Below are 22,646 nucleotides of genomic sequence, written 5' to 3'. Positions count from 1 at the left end.
CATGAATCTTTGTCCTTGCGGCTCAACCCTTTCTCTCGAATTGTGCTGTGGCTCACGTCACAGTGGCGCAGTGGCTGACACCCCGGAGCAGCTGATGCGCTCTCGCTACAGCGCTTTTGTGCTCGGTCTGGGAGAGTATCTGGTCCATAGCTGGCACCCGGCTCACCTTGGCGGTCTCACCGCCGAAGAGCTTTCACGCATCGACACCCGCTGGGATGGTCTCGAGATCATCGCCAGCCAGGGCGGCCCGAAGGATGAAACCGGGATGGTGGAGTTCAAAGCCTGGTTTCTGGAAGGAGATGAGCGCCACTGCCTCCATGAGCGCTCCCGCTTCGTGCGTTATCAGGGCCGCTGGGTCTACACCGAGGGAGAGCAGGATCCGGCGCCCCTCAAGGCGGGACGCAACGATCCCTGCCCCTGTGGCAGCGGCAAAAAGCACAAGAAGTGCTGCGGCTGACCCATAACACACCCACCAGACTCGTCAAACAGTGACAAGGGGCATCCGATGCCCCTTTTTTGTGCCTGCCATTCGCCACCCGCCCATCAACCGATGCGATAACAAGCGTGACAAATGTCACAGAATGCTCATTAACGCGCGAGCAAATGAGCGTTTGCGAACGCAAATTTGGCCCATATCAAACATTTCCACTCAGAAGTAGGCCACACTGGCCTCATCTGGAAGAGATGAGACGGGCAACAATGAAAAGAATAACTACACAAGTCGTCATCATAGGCGGCGGTGCCACAGGGGCCGGCATCATGCGCGATTGCGCACTGCGCGGCATCGACTGCATCCTGCTCGAGCGCGATGATATCGCCGCCGGCACCACCGGCCGCAACCACGGCCTGCTTCACTCCGGTGCCCGCTACGCGGTGACGGATCAGGAGTCCGCCCGCGAATGCATCCAGGAAAACCGCATCCTCAAGCGGATCGCCAGCCACTGTGTCGAAGACACGGGCGGCCTCTTCCTCACCCTGCCGGAAGATGACATCAATTTCCAAACCACCCTTATGGATGCCTGCGCCCTGGCCGGTATCGAAACCCGCCAGCTCGATCCCGGTGAAGCCCTGCGCATGGAGCCCAACGCCAACCCGGCGATGATCGGCGCCATCCATGTACCGGACGGTACGGTCGACCCGTTCCGCCTCGCCGCCGCCAACGTGCTGGACGCCAAAGAGCACGGCGCGCGCATCTTTACCCACTGCAAGGTGCTGGGGCTGCTCCGCACGCAGGATCGGGTGCACGGGGTCAAGGCGATCAATACCCGCACCGGCGAAACGTTCGAGGTGGAGTGTCAGGAGGTGATCAACGCCGCCGGCATCTGGGGCCAGCAAATTTGCGAATACGCCGATCTCGGCATCCGCATGTTCCCGGCCAAGGGCTCCCTGCTCATCATGGATTACCGCATCAACCAGCTGGTGCTCAACCGCGCCCGCAAACCGGCGGATGCGGACATTCTGGTGCCGGGCGATACCATCTCCCTCATCGGCACCACCTCCAGTCGCATCGATTACAACAAGATTGACCAGCTCACCGTCGAACCCGAAGAGGTCGAAGTGTTGCTGCGCGAAGGTATCAAGCTTGCTCCCATCATGGCGCGCACCCGCCTGCTGCGCGCCTATGCCGGGGTACGTCCGCTGGTAGCGGTGGACGGTGACGACACCGGCCGCAACATCAGCCGCGGTATCGTGCTGCTCGATCACGCCGAGCGGGATGGTCTCAAGGGCTTCAACACCATCACCGGCGGCAAGCTGATGACCTACCGCCTGATGGCTGAGTGGGCCACCGATCTGCTGGCCAAGAAACTCGGCAACAGCAAACCCTGCCAGACCGCCGAACTGAGCCTGCCCGGCTCGCGGGATCCGGAAAAGGTCTCCGCTCCCGGTCTCTCGGTGCCGGTCGAAGGCTCCGCCCAATACCGCCACGGCGAGCGGGTCATCGCCTTCTTCCGTGACAATCCCAAGGCCAACGCCCTGATCTGCGAGTGCGAAATGGTCACCGCAGGTGAAATCGAATACGCCCTGCGCGAGCTGGATGTGGACAACCTCATCGATCTGCGCCGCCGCACCCGTCTGGGGATGGGGCCCTGTCAGGGCGAGCTGTGCGCCTACCGCGCCGCCGGTCTGATGCAGGAGTATGGCAAGGCGGACGGCCGTCAGGCCTGCATCATGCTGCGCCAGTTCCTGGAGGAGCGTTACAAGGGAACCCGCCCCGTCCTCTGGGGCGATGCCCTGCGCGAGGCCGAGTTCACCTACTGGATCTACGAAGGGCTGTTTGGCCTGGGGGAATGGACGGCGCCACAGCTGGTCGCCGATACCCCACGCGACCCAACCGGCGAGACCACTCACAAGGAGAGCCGTCATGAAGTTTGACAATATCGTTATCGGCGGTGGCATGGCTGGACTCTCGGCTGCCCTGCGGCTGGTGGAGGCAGGACACAAGACCCTGCTGATGGCCTCCGGCCAGAGTGCCCTGCACTTCTCCTCCGGCTCGGTCGATCTGCTCGAAAGCGAGGGAGATCCCCGCGCCGCCCTGCCCGCCTTTATGGCTGCCCATCCGGATCACCCCTACAGCAAGGTGGGAATGCAAAATATCGAAGCGAGCCTGGCCGATCTGCAGCGCCACTGCGCCGAGCAGGGGTTGCCGCTGGTTCGCCACGACACCAATCACCAACGCCTGACTCCCATCGGTACCCTCAAGCGCACCTGGCTCTCCCCCGATACCTGTGCCTGCGTCACCGATGCGCCGATCCCGGACGTGCTGCTGCTGGCCACCCTCGAGGGCTTTCGTGACTTTCATCCGGCACTGGCGGCCGCCAATCTGGCGACCCATTCGCGCTTTTCCCACTGCCGTATTCTGACCGGCGAAATCCGTCTGCCCCAACTGGCGGAATTCAGCCGCAACCCCCACGAGTTTCGCTCAGCCGATATCGCGCGCCTGTGTGACAAGCATCATCTGGTGGCCGATCTGGCCCGCGAGATCAGCCGCATGGTGCAGGAGAGCGGTGTACCCGGTTGCCGCCATATCGTGCTGCCCGCCTGCCTGTCTCTGGGGCTGGTTGGCCCGCGTCTGGCGGAGCTGGAGCAGCGCACCGGCTGCACCATCAAGGAGGTGGCCACCATGCCGCCGTCTCTGATCGGAATGAGAATGCAGGAGGCGCTCAAGCGCCGCTTTATGGCCCTTGGTGGCACCTTCCTCACCAGCGAGCGGGTGCTGGGCGCCCGTTACGAAGGTGACCGAGTGGTCGGCGTACATACCCAGAATGGCGATGATCAGCTGTTCGAGGCGGACAACTTCGTGCTCGCCTCCGGCAGCTTCTTCAGCCGTGGGCTGGAATCCCGTCTGCGCGGCATTCGCGAGCCCATCTTCGATGCCGATGTGTTGAGTCTGGAGGAGCGCGATGCCTGGGCCGGTCGTCGCCTGTTTGACCATCACCCTTTCATGGGCTTCGGGGTCAAGACCGACAACAAACTCAGAGTGCTGCGTGGCGGCAAGCCGCTCACCAACCTCTATGGCGCGGGCAGTGTCTTGGCCCATTACGACCCAATTCGTGAAGGTTCCGGCTCCGGTGTTGCCGTTGCCACCGGCTGGCAGGCCGCCGGTCACATTTTGAGTTCAGCTCAATGATGATTTTGTCCCATATCCCGTGCCTTCACACCCTACGGGAGGAGAACTGACATGCTACTGGATCACGCCAACCAAACTTTCGATCAGTGCATCAAATGCACCGTCTGTACCGCCTACTGTCCGGTGGCCAAGGCCAACCCTGCTTACCCCGGCCCGAAACAGGCGGGTCCGGATGGGGAGCGGCTTCGCATCAAGAGCCCCGAGCTGTTCGATAGCGCCCTCAAGCACTGCACCAACTGCAAACGCTGCGAAGTAGCCTGCCCGAGCGGGGTGCGCATCGGCGACATCATTGCCAAGGCCAAGCATCAGTACAGCGGTTTCAAACCGGGGATCCGCGAGTTCGTGCTCTCCCACACCGATCTGATGGGCAGCATGTCTACCCTGATGGCGCCGGTGGTCAACTTCACCACCGGCCTCAAGCCGATGAAACTGGTGCTGGACAAGGCGCTGGGGGTCTCATCCCACCGCGATCTGCCCAAATACTCCCAGGGCACATTCCGCGGCTGGTACAAGAAGCAAAAAGAAGCGCAGGCCCGTTATGAGCGCCAAATAGCCTATTTCCACGGCTGCTATGTCAACTACAACCACCCGCAGCTTGGCAAGGAGCTGGTACAGGTGTTCAACGCCATGAACATCGGTGTGCAGTTGCTGGAGCGGGAGAAGTGCTGCGGCGTGCCGCTGATTGCCAACGGCTTCATGGACAAGGCCAAGCAACAGGCGGCCTTCAACATCAAGCAGATGGAGAACTCCCTGCTGGGCAACGAGATGCCGCTCTTGGCCACCTCCTCCACCTGCGGCTTTACCCTGCGCGATGAATATCCCCACCTGCTGGAGCAGGACAACCACAAGGTGCGGGATCGCATCTCGCTGGTGACCCGCTTCCTGTGGAACGAGTTCTACAAGGGCAACAAACCGGCGATGAAGCCGCTCAATCTGCACATCGCCTACCACACCCCCTGCCACATGGAAAAAATGGGGGGCGTCATCTACACCCTCGAATTGCTGCGCGCCATTCCCGGGGTCAAGGTGACGGTGCTGGAGTCCCAGTGCTGCGGCATCGCCGGCACCTACGGCTTCAAGTCCGAAAACTACCAGACCAGCCAGACCATCGGCGAGGGGCTGTTTGATCAAATCAACCGCCTCTCCCCCGATCTGGTGATCACCGACTGCGAAACCTGCAAATGGCAGATCGAGATGAGCACCAGCTTCCGCTGTGAACATCCGATCAACCTGTTGGCACAGGCGTTGGCCTGACTACTCCGGCCCTTGCGGCCACATAACAACAATCCACGCAGAGATAAACAAAGAGCCGGCAATTGCCGGCTCTTCTTTTTACGCTTCACGCTCGCTATCAGGGGTGCTGGATGATCAGGCTATGTTGATCTTCCAGCATGCTCTGCAGGATATCGTGGGACGAGGTGCTGGTGAGATTCCAGCTGGTCAGATCCACATCCTTCAGGGTGATCTGCTGAGTTATCTGGCCATCACCCGCGGGGGAAACCGAGAGATTCACATCGCTCAGGCCATTGCTCCCTGTGGTCACCGAGGCGGAGAGATGCTTGAGCAGATCATCGACACCATTGCCAGTTACCCCTTGCAGCATATCAGCCAGATCGATCTTGTCCCCCTGTTCCGGATGGAAGTCGGTGATGGTATCGATGGCGGGCTGCCCCTGACTCCCCTCGTCCCCGTGCTGCCAGACGAAGAGATCACTGCCAGCACCGCCAGTGAGGATGTCATTGCCATGACCCCCCAGCAGACGGTCATCACCAGCGGAGCCAAACAGCCAATCCCCCTGATCGGAACCGACCAACTCATGACCACTCTGGCCGTGCACCGTGATGGTCTCAAGGGGCGTGCTGACGGTTGAACCGCCGACACTCGACTCGGCACTGATCCCCAGCACATGGTCACCGTCGCCAAAACCGCTGAAGTAGAGCGGAACCGAGTGATCGGCCGGGATCAGCCAGTCGCCATTGCCATCGGCATGACCAACGCTCTGGCCATGCTCGTCATGCACTTGCGCCCCATTCAGGCCGCTGATGCGGATGGAGAGCTCGCCGGCGGCCGGATTGACCACGCTGGCATTGATGCCAAGGGGGATAACGGCCCCTTGCAAGGCATGGAACGCATGCTGATCCACCGTCAGACCCGGCATATCCGGCTCGGGAGTGACCGTGATGGTCACCTGATCGGTGTCGCTCAGAGAACCGCCCGCACCGCTGTTGCCCTGATCGGAGGTAGTGACGGTAAGGGTATCCTCTCCCCAGAAATCTTTGGCCGGTTCATAGTGCAGGTTGCTTGCCAGCAACTGATTGAGATCAGCCAGCGACCCCACCAGGGTGATCTCGCTGGTACCCGCCCCCTGCACCATCACGGCACCGGTTGCACCCAGCAAGGTCAGTACACCATGTTCGACCCGCAGCACCATGGAGACAGGCGCACTGCCTGCATCCACATCCTTCACGCTGACACCGGAGAGCGACAGGGAGCCATCTTCCTTCACCGTCATGCTGCCAGGCAGCTGATTGACCGGTGCATCGTTGACCGGCTGCACCTCGATGGGCAGCACATCGGTATCGCTAAGTGCCCCGCCACTACCAGTGTTCCCCTGATCGTTGGTGACCATGGTCAGGGCGTCATTGCCGTAGAAATCACTGTTGCCCTGATAGGTCACCCCACCAGAGAGCAAGGCATTAAGATCGGCCAGCGTGCCGGTCAGTACCTGCGAACCGGTGCCGTTGCCGACCACCGTCACACCGCTGCCAGCAGGCAGCGTCAGGGTACCATGCTCCACCGAGAGGGTGATCTTGATGGGGCTGTTGCCTGCATCCACATCTTTCACCTGCAAACCGTGGATGACAAAAGGCTGATCTTCCTGCGCGACCTGAGGGGTCGTTGGCATTACGTTGATTGGCGCATCGTTGACCGGACTAACCTCCACATGGATGGTGCCATTGACCTCGGGGCCAAGGGCGCTGTTGTCGAGGCTCTGGGCGGTGATCTTGAGATCCAGTGCACCGTTGGCATCATTGGTCACCAGCTCGACAGCGCCCAGCTTGCCGCCCTCGGTAGTGACCTGCCAGCGACCGCCACCCAGATCAACAACCGTCCCCGCCACGCCATTTGGCAAGCGGATCTCGGCACCATCAGGCACCCCTTCTATGGTGACCCGCACCTGCTCGGGCTTGTTCTCATGCACATTACCCGCACTGCCGCCGGTTGGCTGGGTATCCCGGGTCTCCAGCCCCAGATCCAGAGTAATCACATCCCCTTCGGTACCGCTCGCCTGACCCTGAATGTCGGCGATAAGGGCATCCCCCACCGGATTGACGGTGACGGTAAAGCTGCCACTGGTTTCGAGCGGGATGGTGAGCCCCTTGTCCAGGGTAAAGGCGCTGAGTGACAGCTCCACGGTGCCGCTGAAATCAGCTGGCGGGATCAGGGTCAGCTTGGAGAAATCGGTCCCCACGGGTACCTGCCAGACGCCGCCACCATTGTTGACCGCCGGAGCCGACAGGGTGAAGCCATCCGGTACCCCCTTGATCTGCAGCGCGACGATCTGCTCCGAGCCATCATTGTCGATAAGGGTTGCGCCAAATCCGGCAAGGTTGACCGTGCCATCCTCGCTCCCCGTGACGCTGTGCACCGAGAGCTGGGCCGGATCGTTGACCGGTCTCACCTCAAAGCCGACCTGCCCGATCCAACTGCCGCTGTCGGTCACCTGCTGGCCACCGACCAGCGCGGTATCGACGATATCGACCTTGATGTCGAGCGGTACCTGACCGCTGAAGTGCTCTTTGGGCACAAACACCAAATCCTTGAGCGCTGCCACGTCGTTGACCACCAGAGTGTTAACCGGCTGGCCGCTGCCATCGAGGAAGTAACCATATTTGGCATCCACAGTGATGGTGACCCGCTCCACGGTTTCGAGGCCGCCACCCGCGATGGAGGGGCTGATATCGGCCAGTTTCACCGAGAGATCGAGGTGGATCTCGCTATCTTCCAGATTGTCCGGCTGTCCGTCATGGTTGGTGTCCTGCACGGTCAGAGTCAGTTCCGGATGCTCGCCACGGCCACTATTCACATCGACCACGGGGGCCACATCGACCCGTACCGTGCTGCTGTCGACCTTGATGTCGCCACTGGCGGTATCGGTATTCACCACCTTCACCTCGATATTCAGCGAGCCGGCAAAGTCTTGCGGCAAGCCGAGGGTCAATCCTTCCAGGCCCGCCAGTGACGGTGGCACCTTGATGACGTATTCACCGGTCGAGATGTTGTACTCGGCCCCGCTGATGGTGACGCCCGCTGGCAATCCCTTGAGGACAATGGTCACCTCGTCGCTCGCCTGGTCGGCGGCGCCGATATGGATCACGCCTTTGAGCTGCTGACCAAAATCAACCCGGATATCCTCCTTGCCCACCAGCACGGCGTTGTCGTCGATATCGACAGTCGCCGCCGGCGTCTTGGGCGTCACTGGCTTGTTTTCAAATTCGGCACTGGTTTGCAGGCTCACTTTGACATGGGCACTGGCATCGCCATCATCGCCCCGGTCGATCACCATGGCATCGATGCGGATCGGTTCGACCTTGCCGACAAACCCGTCCGGCGCATGCAGCTTGAAGCTGCCGAGGTTGCCCGCCGGCACGATCCAGCTGCCGTTACCGTTGTTGATACCGCCAACCACCACGAACTGATCGCCTGCACCACCATTCAACACCGGCAGGTTGATCACCAGATAGTCGATCTCCTCCACGCTCGAGGGATCGAGGTCGGTAAAGACGAAGCGTCCACTCAGGTCTATATCAGCCCCACTCTGCCCCAGGAGAGCTCCACCGCTCTGGGTCAGCACGCCATCGGGCTCCACCACGGCCTGGATATCGACATGCAGATTGCCATCGATCACCTTCTCGGCCACCGCGCCCGAATCCACATCATGCTGGGTCACGGTAACATGGCTCTGGATAGTGGTATCCCGATCGCTATCCTCCGACGCCTTCACCAGCAGTTGTCCCCCGTTGAGCAGGCTGTCGAGCTGGGCAGCAGTCAGGGTGACCTTGCCACTGACCACGGTCAGCTGGCTCTCGACACCGCCGACTCGCAGCCAGATCTGGTAGCCATCCTCCACCCCGGAGAGACTCAGCGCCGTGACTTTCTCGGCGCCGTCAGTAAGGGTCGGATACCAGTCCAGCACGGTGAACTGATCTTCCAGGCCATGGCTGGTCTTGCTGTAGTCGGTGGCGTCAATCTCCGGTTCCACCTTGATATGCAGCGGCACCTCGAAGCTCTTGTGATCGCCATCGTTCTCGGTCACCACCACTTTGGCGATCAGGTTCAAATCCGCCGTGCTGTTATGGGGCGGCTGAATAAGCAGGTTGCCAAAATCGGATACATCGACCTGATAGGTCGGCTTGCCATGGGCGTCGAGTCCGGCAAAGGTAAGGGTCAGCTCCTTGCCATTGGCATCAAAGACCCGAGCCCCTTCCGGCAGCCCTTGCAGCACCACGTTGAGGCTCTCGGAAGTGTCATGCGGGGTATCGACCCACTCGCCCGAGGTGAGGGTAAAGTTGAGCGGTGCCCGCCCATCCTCGCCCACAGTGATGGCATAGCCTGTCCCCTCGGCCTCCCAGCCGGTATTGCCAAGCTCGAAGTGAGGCTGATCCACCACCCCCACCAGATCCACATGAAGGTTCTGGGAGCCGGTCTCCTTCTCGTTCACCACGGTATGGGTCTGGCCGTTCGCATCGGTCAAGGTCGCCGTGTCTTTCACCACCCCCTTGATGGTCAGATCGAAATCGACGTTGCTGTTTTTCGGCGGTTGCAGCTTGAGTTCGCCAATCCGATCAAAAGGAACCTCATAGTAACCGGCTATGTTCTGTGCAACGGCGGAACCACCCAGCAACAAGGTTGCACCGTCAGGCAGGCCACTGATGCGGACAAACATCTGCTCGGAGCCATCGAGTTTGTCACCCAGATGAGCAAGGGCAATCTTACTGCCCAGATCGAGCAGGGTGTCTTCCTTGCCCTGAATGTCACGCACGGTGAGCTTGGCGTCATCCGCCACCGGATTGACGTTGATCACCAGATCAATTTTGTCTCCCTGCGCCGTACCCTGACCCTGAGCGATCGGGTTCTTCTCCGTGCTGATCGGCGTCACCGACAGCTTGATGTCACCACTGAAATCCTTGCCCGGAACCACAGTCACCTTGTTGATGTTGCCGGCCGAAACGGTGTAGATGCCACTGCTATTTGGCTTGAGCTCGACTCCGTTGAGCATCAGGGTTCCCTTGCCCGCTTCCAGCTTGATCTGATAGGTCAACGTCTCGGATCTGTCTGTATCAGTCAGGCTCGCCTTGACGTCCAGCTTGATACCTGTGCTGTCTTCATTGGTGTCATAGTGGCGAGTGGTGTTGGCTGTGTCCCACATCGGCTTGTCGGCCACGCCGCGCACTGTCACAGCCAGATCGCCCGTTACAGCCGCAGGTGCCGCCCCTTCGGTGACACCGACCTGCAGTTGCACCTGGAAGTGCAGCGGCTGACCGCCATTGCTCCAGCTCGACCAGTTGCTTGAAGGCACAAAGGTCACCCCCTGAGTGGTGTAGTGAACATTATCACTGGTCACCATGGCCGCTGGCGGCACGATAAACCACTTGCCATCAGCCGTGGTGGTGAGGGCAACGCCGTTGTAATAGAAGGTGCCATGGGCATTGGCAGGCGCCTGGATAAGCAACTGATCCACATGCTCACCGCGATCGAAATCGCCAATATCGAGCTGCATGTTGATAGGGATACCCAGCCTCGGGTCTTGCGCACCCTGATCTTCGTTACCAATGGCTGCGCTAACGGTAAAGCACACCGCTTCATCCTGCAGATTGAGAGTCAGGGTGCTGTCTGCACGATCGCCATCGCCATCGACCAGATGAGCAGTCACCACCTGACTGAGCTGACTTGCGTCGTGATTGAAACCGGCCGCAGGCTTGAAGGAGTAGGAGCCATCGGCAGAGATGGTCAGGGTTCCCATCACCTGCTTGCCATCGGGGCTCATCACATCTTGTATCAAAGAGCCATTGATGGCGTACGTCTGGCCATTGATGCTGATCGACTCGACGCGGGCACCATCCGCACCTTCATTGGCAGTAGGCAGCAGATCGCCGGTCACTGTACTGCTCCCCTCGCTCAGGGTATGTGCCAGCACAGTGCCGATAGGCATGTCATCCTGCACCGTCACGGTCACGCTGACGTTCGGACTGCGATCGCCATCATGATCGGTGACAAACAGCGGCACTTCGATGGTCAACTCATCCTTGCCCTGTGCACCGTGATCAAGCTGGCCTACCAGATGGACGCTGTAACTGCCGTTAACATCGAGGTGGACCCAGAAAACGGGCTTGCCCCCCTCGGCAGTAGCCAGATACCAGCCGGTGCTGTGTGCAGCCAGCGTAACCGCTTTGCCACCCGACGTGAGGTGATTGGCCTGATTGAATGCAGCCACATCCAGCTCAAGGGAGGCAACCCGATCCGAACCGGCGGTGATGGTCACCTTGCCACTATCGGTTTCTCCATTCTCTGCCGGTGTGGTCCCCGGATGCTGACCGTTCACTGCATCGAGATCCGACTCCTCGACCCGAACCGGTTCAATGGCGGATATGATCGGGTTGATGCCATCAGTCACCGTGACAGTGGCGGTTCCCTGATTTTTGCTGCCATCGCTGTCGGTGACTTCGACCGGAAGGGTCAGCTCCAGCTTGTTGTCTGCACCGTGATCCAGGTTGGTATGCACCGTCACCTGATAACCTATCTCTGCGCTGGTATGAGCGGCGATGGTGGCAGGGACAGTGGGGATAGATACCGTCATCACTACCAGACCGCCACTGGTCACCGCCAGGAAGGTGTGACCATCGGTGCCAACCGCTTTCCAGGTCAGGGTTTCGCCGTTATGGGTGATGGGCTTGCCGCTGGCATCCATGACCTGACCGGAGAGGGTCAGTCGCACATCAGTCACCGGATCCGAGTCAGCCTTGATGGTGATCTTGCCGCTCGTCTGCTGGTCATCAGTGGCAGAATTGGCGCCATCGAAACGCCCTTCGCTTAAGGTGACGCCAGTCAGGGTGAGGGTTGGTCCGTTTCTCCCCTTCCCCAATCTGGATATTGAGGGTGCCGCTGGTGCTGTCGTTGTTACCGCCCGCCTTGTCGTAGTCGTTGACGATCACCTTGATGGGCAACTCGGTCACGGCGTTGCCGCCCTGATGAAGCCCCTGATAGAGGGTGACCTGATAGTCAAACCCGTTTTTGCCCGCCTGATCGAGGCTGCCAATCAGCTTGACCTCAAACACCTCGACCCGCTGGCCATCCACCATCACATAACCCTTGAGCAGCTGGCTACCGGGGATGGCGGGGTCCCCATCAACCAGCTCGTATTTGACGGGCTGGCCAAGTGCTGTGAGCGCCGGTTGCTGGCTGCCATCGGCAAAGGCCACCTCGACCACCCGATCCGACCCGGCTTGCACATCGAAGTGACCGGTTTGACTCAAGCTGTTGCCGCCGGTGAGGTTTCCCTCATCCAGGGTTACACCAGTGCCCGGGATAAAACTCGGCGCCTTGCCGTCCGCAATGGTGAGCGGCAGCGTGGTACCGATGCGATCGCCATCCTTATCGGCCAGGGTGACGGCAAGCGGCAGGTTGAGGGATTCACTCCCCTTGTGATCCAGCTCGCCGCTCAGGGTAACCTTGGCGGTGACGCTCCAGTTACCGTTGTTATCGACCAGGCTCAGCTCGGCGCGCAGCACCACCTGCCCACCGGCGGTCCCGACCAGCTGGCCGGTTGCGGGATCGACGGTGAAAGTAACCGGGTTGCCGTGGCTGGTGAGTCCGGTCAGGGTGCTCTGGATAGCGGCGATATCAAAACCAAGAGAGTTAGGGTCGAGGGCATCGCTGCCGTGCGCGACCGAGAAACTCATGGTGCTGACGGCAGCCGTCTCCCCTTGCGCCATCTCGGTGATGGTGGTGCCGGTCACGGCGGAGATGGTCGGGTTGGCGCCATCCCCCACCGCCACGGTAATGGTGGAGGAGACCTTGTCACCATCGCTGTCGAGCAGGGTAAAGCCCGCCTTGAGCAGACTGTCGGCACTGCCCTGATCCAGCGGTTGATGGAGGGTGAAACTGTATTTGCCATCGTTGCCGAGGGTCAGCTCAAACACCAGCTTGCCATCGGCGGTGCGCCCCTCGATACGATGATCGGCCACCGCGATGGTCACGGCCTGCTTGCCCGAGGTGAACCCTTGCAGCCCCGGCTGATTGGCATCGAAAGTGATGCTGGCCAGCGGATCGCTGCCCGCCGTGATAGTCAGATCACCGTCAAGGGTCTGGCCTTGCTGCCAGTTGCTATCTTCGGTGAGCGTGAGGGAGACTGGATTAACCTGCGGCAAGGCTCCATCGGTAATGGTGATATTGAGGGTACCGAGATTGCTCTTGTCGCCGTCAAAATCTGAACCCTGTACCTTCAGGCCAAGATTGAGGCTGTTGGTCGCTTCCGGTTCGTCAAACACCCCGGTCAGGGAGACGTTGTATTTGCCATCCAGTCCGATGGTAACGGTGAGGATTGCCTTGCCCTGCCAATCCTTGACGATCAGCCGGTTATCTTGAACCTCGTAACTCGTCGCCTTGCCCTGGCTGGTGAGCCCCGCCAGCGCCGGTTGGCTCGCCTCAAAGTTGAGGGAGACCAGACGATCGCTGCCCACCGTCACCGGCAGCTGACCATCGATGGTCTGGTTGCCACCTTCTTGCAGGGCGACGCCTCTATCGAGACCGAGCACAGGGTCTGCGCTATCACTTACCGTGATGGTAGCGGTTCCCTGATTTTTGCTGCCGTCGCTGTCGGTGACTTCGGCCGGCAGATTCAGCTCCAGCTTGTTGTCTGCACCGTGATCCAGGTTGGTATGCACCGTCACCTGATAACCGATCTCTGCGCTGGTGTGAGCGGCGATGGTGGCGGGCACAGTGGGGATGGAGACCGTCATCACTACCAGACCACCACTGGTCACCGCCTGGAAGGTGTGACCATCGGTGCCAACCGCTTTCCAGGTCAGGGTTTCGCCGTTATGGGTGATGGGCTTGCCGCTGGCATCCATGACCTGACCGGAGAGGGTCAGTCGTACATCGGTCACCGGATCCGAGTCAGCCTTGATGGTGATCTTGCCGCTCGCCTGCTGGTCATCAGTGGCAGAATTGGCGCCATCGAAGCGCCCTTCATTGAGGGTTACATCGGTCAGGGTCAGGGTTGGTTTCTCCCCTTCCCCAATCTGGATATTGAGGGTGCCGCTGGTGCTGTCGTTGTTGCCGCCCGCCTTGTCGTAGTCGTTGACGATCACCTTGATGGGCAGCTCGGTCACGGCGTTGCCGCCCTGATGAAGCCCCTGATAAAGGGTGACCTGATAGTCAAACCCGTTCTTGCCCGCCTGATCGAGGCTGCCAACCAGCTTGACCTCGAACACCTCGACCCGTTGGCCATCCACCATCACATAACCCTTGATCAGCTGGCTACCGGGGATGGCGGGGTCCCCATCAACCAGCTCGTATTTGACGGGCTGGCCGAGGGCTGTGAGCGCCGGTTGCTGGCGGCCATCGGCAAAGGCCACCTCGACCACCCGATCCGACCCGGCTTGCACATCGAAGTGGCCGGTTTGGCTCAGGCTGTTGCTGCCAGTGAGGTTCCCCTCATCCAGGGTCACACCAGCACCCGGAATAAAGCTCGGTGCCTTGCCATCCACGATGGTGAGCGGCAGCATGGTACCAATGCGATCGCCATCCTTGTCGGCCAGGGTGACGGCAAGGGGCAGGTTGAGGGATTCACTCCCCTTGTGATCCAGCTCGCCGCTCAGAGTGACCTTGGCGGTGACGCTCCAGTTACCGTTGTTATCGACCAGGCTCAGCTCGGCGCGCAGCACCACCTGGCCACCGGCGGCTCCGAACAGCTGGCCGGTTGCGGGATCGACGGTGAAAGTAACCGGGTTGCCGTGGCTGGTGAGCCCGGTCAGGGTGCTCTGGATAGCGGCGATATCAAAACCAAGAGAGTTGGGGTCAAGGGCATCGCTGCCGTGCGCGACCGAGAAACTCATGGTGCTGACGGCAGCCGTCTCCCCTTGCGCCATCTCGGTGATGGTGGTGCCGGTCACGGCGGAGATGGTCGGATTGGCACCATCATCCACCGCCACAGTAATGGTGGAGAAGACCTTGTCACCATCGCTGTCGAGCAGGGTAAAGCCCGCCTTGAGCAGGCTGTCGGCACTGCCCTGATCCAGCGGTTGATGGAGGGTGAAACTGTATTTGCCATCGTTACCGAGGGTCAGCTCAAACACCAGCTTGCCATCTGGGGTACGTCCCTCGATACGATGATCGGCCACCGCGATCGTCACGGCCTGCTTGCCCGAGGTGAACCCTTGCAGCCCCAACTGATTGGCATCGAAAGTGATGCTGGCCAGCGGATCACTGCCCGCCGTGATAGTCAGATCGCCGTCAAGGGTCTGGCCCTGCTGCCAGTTGCTATCTTCGGTGAGCGTGAGGGAGACAGGATTAACCTGCGGCAAGGCGCCATCGGTAATGGTGATATTGAGGGTGCCGAGGTTGCTCTTGTCGCCGTCAAAATCTGAGCCCTGTACCTTCAGGCCAAGGTTGAGGCTATTGGTCGCTTCCGGCTCGTCAAACACCCCGGTCAGGGAGACATTGTATTTGCCATCCAGACCAATGGTAACGGTGAGGATTGCCTTGCCCTGCCAATCCTTGACGAGCAGCTGGTTGTCCTTAACCTCGTAACTCGTCGCCTTGCCCTGGCTGGTGAGCCCAGCCAGCGCCGGTTGGCTCGCCTCAAAGTTGAGGGAGACCAGACGATCGCTCCCCACCGTCACCGGCAGCTGACCATCGATGCTCTGGTTGCCCCCCTCTTGCAGGGCGACCCCCTTGTCAATGCCCAATGCGGGATCACTGCCATCATTGACAGTCAACGTCAGGTTGGCACTGGTGCTGTCGCCATCGATCTCGTTGGCACTCACCTGCAAACCGAGGGAAAGCGTGTCGCTCCCCTGATGATCGAGCGGGCCGGTGAGGGTGACCACCACCCGCCCAGCCAGATCGCTGCCCTGCTGCTCCGCCTTCAGCTCGGCACGCAGTACCTCCACTTGTTTGCCACTGCCATCTAGGTAGTAACCCAGCAGGGTGCGATCATCGGCAAATTCAAACGTCAGCGGATGACCATCGCTGGCAAGACCCGAGCCGTTGAGGGTAGCCAAGGTGCCACTCTGATTGCTGAACACCAGCGAATCCACCAGCAGGGGATCGGCGGTGTGCTTGACCACAAAGCTGCTCTCCCCGACTACGGCGGCGCCATTGGTAAAGGCATCCTCGGTCAGGGTGATGGCCGGGATCTCGAAGCTCGGTGGAGTGCTGTCCACCAGATTGATCACCAGCGGCGCTTTCACCAGATCACCGTCGCTGTCGCGGTATTCGAGGTTGAACGGCAGGCGCAACGCGTCCTGACCGTGATCCAGGCTCTGACTCCAGACGATGCGGTAACTTCCGTCATTGTTGAGGGTCAGGGTGAAGACAGTCGCCCCACCAGCACTGGCGGTCAGGGTCTGACCGTTGATGATGTAGCCAAGAGGCGCGCCATGGCTGACGAGCCCCAGCCCTTCCAAGGCACTCTGATCAGCGGCGAACTGGGCTTGCAGATTGCCATCCTGACCGGCACCGGTATTGAGGCTACCGGTCGCGGAGATCGGGCCACCGGCCAATCCGACTTCGGAGAGCGTCAGGGTTTCGCTCTGACCGATCAGCGGCGCCCCATCGCTGGCGCTGTTGCTCGCCAGATCGGTGACACTGGCACGCACTTCAAAGGATTGATTGATACCGGAGAGATCAAGACCTGATACCTGCCAGCGGCCATCGGCCCCCACCTGTGCCGAGGTGGTCAACAGCGGCTGGCCATTGCTGTCAACAAGTGTGATGGTGACACTCTGACCCGCCTCCACATTGCTGGTGGAACCGCTCAAGGTGGCGCTGCTGTTGCCAAACAGGGCTGCGGAATCGAGATCATCGATATCGATAAAGGCCTGGGTATCGACATTGATAACGAGTGTATCGCTGGCACGGTTGCCGGCAATATCCACGGAATTGACCTGAAACTGGTACTGGCCATCGGCCAGGGTTTGCGGCAGCTGATATTGCCAGTTACCGGCGGCATCCACCGTCAGGACGGTGAGCACGCTACCGCCAAGGCTCAGGGTCACGGTGGCGCCGGGCTCCCCCTTCCCTTGCAGCAGCGGGGTATTGTCGCGGGTCAGATCATCGGTCTGGCTGACGCCAGTGTCGCTCTCATCGGCGAGATCGAGGGTAATGGTGGTGATGGTATCTAGCAGGGTCTGTCCGGTATCGCTAGCGTTGTTGCCCGCCTGATCCTGGGTGTTGGCCACAATCTGCAACGGGCCATCCACCAGCTTGCCGGTCACATCGCCAAAATTGGCTTCCCACACCAGGCCGGGCAGCACCACGGTCGTCACCGTCAGTGAATTTCCCGCCTGATCGATAAGGGTGACGGTGACTGGCTGGCCTACCTCCACATCATCCACCACACCACGAATGATAACGCCTGCCGCTTCATCGGCGTTGATAATGTTGTCGCTGGTTTGGGGCTCGGTGATGGTGATGGCGGCAAAGAAATCACGCTCTTCGGAAAACAGCTGCTCATCGCCAACAGGTTGCACCGCATGGTCGGTATCAAAACCGGCCTCGGCCAGGGTGGCGTCATTGGTACGATCGACCACCACAAATCCACCCGAGCTGGAACCTGCTACACCACCGATATTGCCCGCAGCGGCTGCGTTACCGGCGGCCGCCGCTTGAAACTGCTCTGTCGGGTCAATACCCTGACGGATCGCCTCCTGCAACGAGGCCAGTTCCGGATCGGCCGGTTGCCCATCAGCAGCAGGTGTGGCGGGCTCAGGTTGGGCGGCCATATCTTGCTCACCAGCAGGCTCACTGCCCGGCTCGGCTAGTTGAAAGTGGCCATCTTGGGCAGCTTGCAGGCGATCCCCCGGCTGCAATGCCATCCCCACCTTTGCTCGTATGACAGATCCATCTGCACTGATGACAAACACGGAGCCCTCGAGTTGGGTGATCACCGTGGACTTTTCAATTTGCAACTCTGCCATACAACCTCCAGCAAAACCTTAACCACCAACATCAGTACCTACAGGGTACTTGTCTGTTCAATAATCATACCGCACCAGACTAAGTGGGTCTTTTCGCTATTTTCGACAATTATTGCCATAAAATGGCCATAACTTACAAGATTGTGCATCGAACAGGCCTTTTTAAATGAAATGAGATTTGGATGACCCCAATCGCATCACCTTTATTAACAGGTCTATCAGACTCCATGTGACCATTTCTGTCGTTTGACGATAAATCCACTGCAGTTTCAACAAATGGATCATAATCCGAAGGTCAAAAGCTCACACCGCAACACCGAAAATTTGCATATTCAGTCAATTATTAGCATAAGATATTGCCAGAATATGTGAACAATACGGCAGCAATCAGGATCAGCAGCAAAAAGTGCCTGTACGTAGCTGTATCGATCAAACGCCTGCCATCGAATGCTCGGCAGTTAACAAGAAGTTGAGTTTCCATAAAATTTAATCCAGATCTCATTTCAGCGATCAATCCTGTGCACCAATTGATCTGGCACAACTCTCCCTCCGATAAATCATCATTAAATTTACCTATTTGTTAGGGTAACCCTCGAGCAATCATATATTGCGCGGTTTTATTCACCCGCAAGCGAATGTCTGCCCACCCCGCCCGACGGGGAGAAGATCCACACCAAGATGGAACGGGTCAGACGAGACCAAAACATTTATCTGGGAGTGATAAACGTGGGTTCACAACACAGGCATATCAAACTGGGCCTCGCCGCCCTGCTGCTGACCAGCTGGCTTGGCACCTGCGGCTGGGCACTGGCTGATGACGCAACCACCAAGGGCAAGATAGAGGCGCGCAGCGAGCTGTTCGCCAAGGATCACGCCGATCAGTTCACCAGCTGGCAAGCCACCAGCGAAAGCAAGGAACGCACCGACGCGCTGGCGGAAGATCCCAACATGGTGGTGCTGTGGGGCGGTTACCCCTTCGCCAAGGATTACAACAAGCCGCGCGGTCACTTCTATGCCCTGACCGATGTGCGCGAAACCCTGCGTACCGGCGCCCCCAAGACAGCCGAAGATGGCCCCCTGCCAATGGCCTGCTGGAGCTGCAAAGGCCCGGATGTGGCCCGCGTCATCGACGAGAAGGGTGAGGATGGCTACTTCAAGGGGATGTGGGCAAAAGGTGGGCCGGAAGTAGTCAACACCATTGGCTGCGCCGACTGCCACGACACCGCCTCGAAGGAGTTCAAGGAGGGTAAACCGGCCCTGCACCTCTCCCGTCCCTATGCCGATCGGGCCATGACCGCCATCGGCAAGCCGTTCAAGGAGCAGGGGCGCTTTGATCAGCAGTCCCAGGTGTGCGGCCAGTGCCACGTGGAATACTACTTCAGCGGCCCCACCAAGGCGGTCAAATTCCCCTGGGACAAGGGCACCACGGTTGAGCAGATGGAGGCCTATTACGATGAAATCGGCTTTGCCGACTGGACTCATGCCCTCTCCAAAACCCCCATGCTGAAAGCCCAGCACCCCGAGTACGAAACCTGGCGCGCCGGCATTCACGGCCAGAACAACGTCGCCTGTGTCGATTGTCACATGCCCAAGGTGCAGAACGAGCAGGGCAAGGTCTACACCGATCACAAGGTGGGTAACCCCTTCGATCGTTTCGAGCAGACCTGCCGCAACTGCCACACCCAGAGCAAGGAGATGCTGCAAGGGGTCGTCAAGCAGCGCAAAGAGGCGGTGATCGAAACCAAGCTGAAGGTCGAGAAGCAGCTGGTACACGCCCACTTTGAAGCCAAGGCGGCCTGGGATGCCGGCGCCACCGAGGCAGAGATGAAGGATATTCTGCAGGACATCCGTCACGCCCAGTGGCGCTGGGACTACGCCATCGCCTCCCACGGGGTGCAGATGCACGCCCCCGAAGTGGCCCTCAAGGTACTTGGCAGCGCGCTGGATAAAGCCGCTGACGCCCGCACCAAGCTGGCACGCCTGTTGGCCAGCAAGGGGATCAGCCACGAAATCGCCATCCCCGACATCTCCACCAAGGAGAAAGCGCAAGCGGCCCTTGGCATGGATATGAAGCAGTTCAACAGCGACAAGGCCCAGTTCCTCAAGACCACGGTCCCCGCCTGGGATGCCGAGGCCAAAGCGGCCGGACGGCTGGCACAGTAACGGCGCCTGCGGGCCCGGCCAGACCAGGCCCGCAGCAGATGGAAGCTTTCTATGGGTGATTTAACGATGGATTTTTTACGACTGATGCTGATGGCAGCCATGCTGCTCACCAGCCTGCAGGGTCAGGCGGCCGAGCCGGCAGCAGCCCCTGTACCAGCTACACATGAGGTGGAATTTTTACGCAATCCCGACAAGGCCTGCACCGACTGTCACAAGGAGCAGAGCGAGGGAATACACGGCAAGCATGGTCAGGCGACCAATCCCAACAACCTCAAGCCGGTGACCTGCACCAACTGCCACGGCCAGCCCTCCCCCCAGCACAGGGAAGGGGTCAAGGATGTGATGCGCTTCAGCCACAGCCTGAAGGATAAAGAGAGCATCAAGCTTTATCCCATCAGCGAGCAGAATGGAGTCTGCATGAGCTGCCACGAGCCTAAAGAGCTGCGCGAGGCGCTCTGGGCCCACGACGTGCACGCCACCAAGCTCACCTGCACCAGCTGCCACCAGTTGCATCCGGCCAAGGAGCCCATGGTGGCGATCCCGGAAAAATCCCGCATCAAGCTCTGCGTCGACTGCCACAGCAAGCAGCATGAGGCCAGCAAGGCCCGGCAGGAGCAGTCCAAACCGGCTAGCGGCAAGGAGGCATCATGAGCTGCTCTCGCCGTGACTTTATGGCGGGCATGGGCGCAGGGGCCCTTATCATGATGACGGGGTCGACTCGCTCCCTTGCCACCCCCCTCGCCCACAGCCAGACCATCGACGGGGTGCGCTATGGCATGATCCACGATGAGACGGCCTGCATCGGCTGCACCGCCTGCATGGACGCCTGCCGGGAGGTCAACAAGGTGCCGGAAGGGGTCTCGCGCCTCGAGATCATCCGCTCAGGCCCGGTCGGGGAATTTCCCGACGCCGAGTACCGCTTCTTTCGCAAGTCCTGCCAGCACTGCGACAACGCCCCCTGCGTGCACGTCTGCCCGACCGGCGCCTCCCATATTCGCAAGGAGGATGGCATCGTCGATGTCGACGCGGATCTCTGCGTCGGCTGCATGTATTGCCTCGCCGCCTGCCCCTATCAGGTGCGCTTTATCAACCCTGTGACCCAAGTGGCAGACAAGTGCGACTTTTGCCGCAAGACCAACCTCGCGGCGGGCAAGGAGCCGGCGTGCGTGGAATCCTGCCCCACCAAGGCGCTGGTGTTCGGTAATCTGGATGATCCGGACAGCCCCATCGCCAAACGGCTGGTGAAGGAGACCACCTATCGCTACAAGCAGGCACTTGGCACCTCGCCCAAGATGTACCGCGTGCCCAAAGGGGAGATAACGTCATGACCATGCAAGCGGCATTTTATTTTCCCTCCCTTGTCTGGGGATTTGTCCGATCGCCATCTACCGCAGTAACAGAGGGAGGAATGGATCATGTTGCATGACGCATTTCACTTCCCTTCCCTTGTCTGGGACTGGCCGATCGCTATCTATCTCTTTCTGCTAGGCATCTCCGCCGGAGCCACCACCCTCTCTGTGCTGTTGCGCCGCAAGGGGGCAAGCAGCGAGAGCGGCATCATCAAAGCAACCGTCATTCTGGCGCCAGCGAGCGTGATATTGGGGCTGCTGATCCTTATCTTCCATCTGGCCCGCCCCTGGACCTTCTGGAAGCTGATGTTCCACTACCAGTTCGACTCAGTAATGTCGATGGGGGTCATGCTGTTTCAGCTCTATATGGCGGTGCTGTTCGCCTGGCTGGCGGTGGTGTTTCGGGCCGAGATCGAGACAATGCGCAGCCGGTTGCTGAAAAAGAAGTTCGCTTTTGTGGATGGGCTGATTGGCTGGCTCGCCCGCATCGAGCGGCTGCTGGCGCCGCTGTTGCTGCTGCTCGCCGTACTGCTGGGGGCCTATACCGGCTTTCTGCTCTCGGCGCTCAAGACCTATCCGCTCTTGAACAACCCGGTGCTGCCGGTGCTGTTTTTGGTCTCGGGCATCAGCTCAGGTATCGCCTCCACCATCTTGCTGGCGGTGACGCTCTTCAAGGAGAACCATCACAGCCAGGGGGTGAGCTTCGTGCATCGCTTCGAGCGACCGGTGCTGGCGGTGGAGGTGCTGCTGCTGGTCTGCTTCTTTACCGGCCTCTACTTTGGTGGCGGCCAGAAAGAGGTGGCCATGTGGGCCGCCATCGGCAGCGGCTTCTGGGCTCAGGTGTTCTGGCTCGGGGTGGTGGGGATCGGCATGCTGCTGCCCCAGCTGCTGGCCCTGCTGACCCCGGCGCCCCTGCGGGAGCGCAACGGCCATCTGGTGCTGGTCTGCAGCCTGACCCTGGTGGGGATCCTGCTGCTGCGCTACTTCGTGCTTTATGCCGGTCAAATGACGGTAGTTTAAAAACCGGTTCACGCTCCTGTTGCTAGGCCGTGATCAAGGCTCATGTGCTGCTCGGAATCCTCATGTATTCACATACACTCCGGTTTCTGCGCTGCTATTTACCTTGCTGACGACCCCTCACGACGGATCGTGAACCGGTTATTGAAAGCTGGAGATAAGCGCCAGCCGCCCTTCGGGTGACTGGCGCTTGTTTGTGGCGATTGGTTGTTGCCAGGAATGTGGATGTTATCCCCCAGCGTCGGTACGGTGCAGACGCTGCGGCATAACATAGACGAATGATTGACT

10 protein-coding genes are annotated in these 22,646 nt (G+C 59.9%); 8 read left to right on the top strand and 2 right to left on the bottom strand.

From position 1 onward, the window contains the following. Nucleotide 1: 1 nt before the first annotated feature. From ACTG2O_RS13605 to glpC, 4 genes are all read left to right on the top strand, one after another. Nucleotides 2-457: a YchJ family protein gene (locus tag ACTG2O_RS13605; RefSeq protein WP_158111132.1), complete on the top strand. Its 456-nt coding sequence runs from the start codon at nucleotides 2-4 to the stop codon at nucleotides 455-457. A gap of 242 nt (nucleotides 458-699) precedes the next feature. After that, nucleotides 700-2,373 (top strand): anaerobic glycerol-3-phosphate dehydrogenase subunit A, encoded by a 1,674-nt coding sequence (gene glpA / locus ACTG2O_RS13600; protein ID WP_439976045.1) that lies wholly within the window; start codon nucleotides 700-702, stop codon nucleotides 2,371-2,373. Further along, nucleotides 2,363-3,628, top strand: a complete 1,266-nt coding sequence (gene glpB, locus ACTG2O_RS13595; RefSeq protein ID WP_439976043.1) for a glycerol-3-phosphate dehydrogenase subunit GlpB — start codon at nucleotides 2,363-2,365, stop codon at nucleotides 3,626-3,628. Before glpA ends, glpB begins: the two co-directional genes overlap by 11 nt. A 51-nt stretch (nucleotides 3,629-3,679) precedes the next feature. Next, nucleotides 3,680-4,882, top strand: coding sequence for an anaerobic glycerol-3-phosphate dehydrogenase subunit GlpC (gene glpC / locus ACTG2O_RS13590; protein ID WP_439976041.1), 1,203 nt, complete (start codon nucleotides 3,680-3,682; stop codon nucleotides 4,880-4,882). Between the two features lie 97 nt (nucleotides 4,883-4,979). On the opposite strand, the gene ACTG2O_RS13585 is transcribed toward glpC, so the two are convergent. Together ACTG2O_RS13585 and ACTG2O_RS13580 are read right to left on the bottom strand one after the other, a co-directional pair. Beyond that, complete coding sequence (locus ACTG2O_RS13585; protein WP_439976040.1) at nucleotides 4,980-11,771, bottom strand: T1SS-143 repeat domain-containing protein; 6,792 nt, start codon at nucleotides 11,769-11,771, stop codon at nucleotides 4,980-4,982. Next, on the bottom strand, nucleotides 11,683-17,829 hold the full coding sequence (locus ACTG2O_RS13580; protein ID WP_439976038.1) for a retention module-containing protein: 6,147 nt from the start codon (nucleotides 17,827-17,829) through the stop codon (nucleotides 11,683-11,685). Before ACTG2O_RS13580 ends, ACTG2O_RS13585 begins: the two co-directional genes overlap by 89 nt. Before the next feature lie 726 nt (nucleotides 17,830-18,555). On the opposite strand from ACTG2O_RS13580, the gene nrfA reads away from it, so the two are divergent. From nrfA to nrfD, 4 genes are all read left to right on the top strand, one after another. Further along, nucleotides 18,556-19,992 carry an ammonia-forming nitrite reductase cytochrome c552 subunit gene (nrfA, locus tag ACTG2O_RS13575; RefSeq protein WP_439976036.1) on the top strand — a complete coding sequence of 479 codons (1,437 nt, stop codon included), beginning with the start codon at nucleotides 18,556-18,558 and terminating at the stop codon, nucleotides 19,990-19,992. Between the two features lie 51 nt (nucleotides 19,993-20,043). After that, complete coding sequence (nrfB, locus tag ACTG2O_RS13570) at nucleotides 20,044-20,643, top strand: cytochrome c nitrite reductase pentaheme subunit (RefSeq protein WP_439976035.1); 600 nt, start codon at nucleotides 20,044-20,046, stop codon at nucleotides 20,641-20,643. After that, nucleotides 20,640-21,320, top strand: a complete 681-nt coding sequence (gene nrfC / locus ACTG2O_RS13565; RefSeq protein ID WP_439976033.1) for a cytochrome c nitrite reductase Fe-S protein — start codon at nucleotides 20,640-20,642, stop codon at nucleotides 21,318-21,320. Before nrfB ends, nrfC begins: the two co-directional genes overlap by 4 nt. 87 nt (nucleotides 21,321-21,407) lie before the next feature. Next, nucleotides 21,408-22,361, top strand: a complete 954-nt coding sequence (gene nrfD, locus ACTG2O_RS13560; RefSeq protein ID WP_439976031.1) for a cytochrome c nitrite reductase subunit NrfD — start codon at nucleotides 21,408-21,410, stop codon at nucleotides 22,359-22,361. Nucleotides 22,362-22,646: the final 285 nt, after the last annotated feature.

Source organism: Aeromonas sp. 61P, from assembly GCF_051919545.1.
In the GTDB taxonomy this organism is placed as follows: Bacteria; Pseudomonadota; Gammaproteobacteria; order Enterobacterales; family Aeromonadaceae; genus Aeromonas; species Aeromonas veronii.
Note: the sequence above shows the minus strand (reverse complement) of the source record. Positions and strands in the feature narration are given on the sequence as shown.

Coding starts and splice junctions, on each gene's coding strand:
- ACTG2O_RS13605 (WP_158111132.1), top strand. CDS start 2: ATGAATCTTTGTCCTTGCGGCTCAACCCTTTCTCTCGAATTGTGCTGT.
- glpA (WP_439976045.1), top strand. CDS start 700: ATGAAAAGAATAACTACACAAGTCGTCATCATAGGCGGCGGTGCCACA.
- glpB (WP_439976043.1), top strand. CDS start 2,363: ATGAAGTTTGACAATATCGTTATCGGCGGTGGCATGGCTGGACTCTCG.
- glpC (WP_439976041.1), top strand. CDS start 3,680: ATGCTACTGGATCACGCCAACCAAACTTTCGATCAGTGCATCAAATGC.
- ACTG2O_RS13580 (WP_439976038.1), bottom strand. CDS start 17,829: ATGGCAGAGTTGCAAATTGAAAAGTCCACGGTGATCACCCAACTCGAG.
- nrfB (WP_439976035.1), top strand. CDS start 20,044: ATGGGTGATTTAACGATGGATTTTTTACGACTGATGCTGATGGCAGCC.
- nrfC (WP_439976033.1), top strand. CDS start 20,640: ATGAGCTGCTCTCGCCGTGACTTTATGGCGGGCATGGGCGCAGGGGCC.
- nrfD (WP_439976031.1), top strand. CDS start 21,408: ATGTTGCATGACGCATTTCACTTCCCTTCCCTTGTCTGGGACTGGCCG.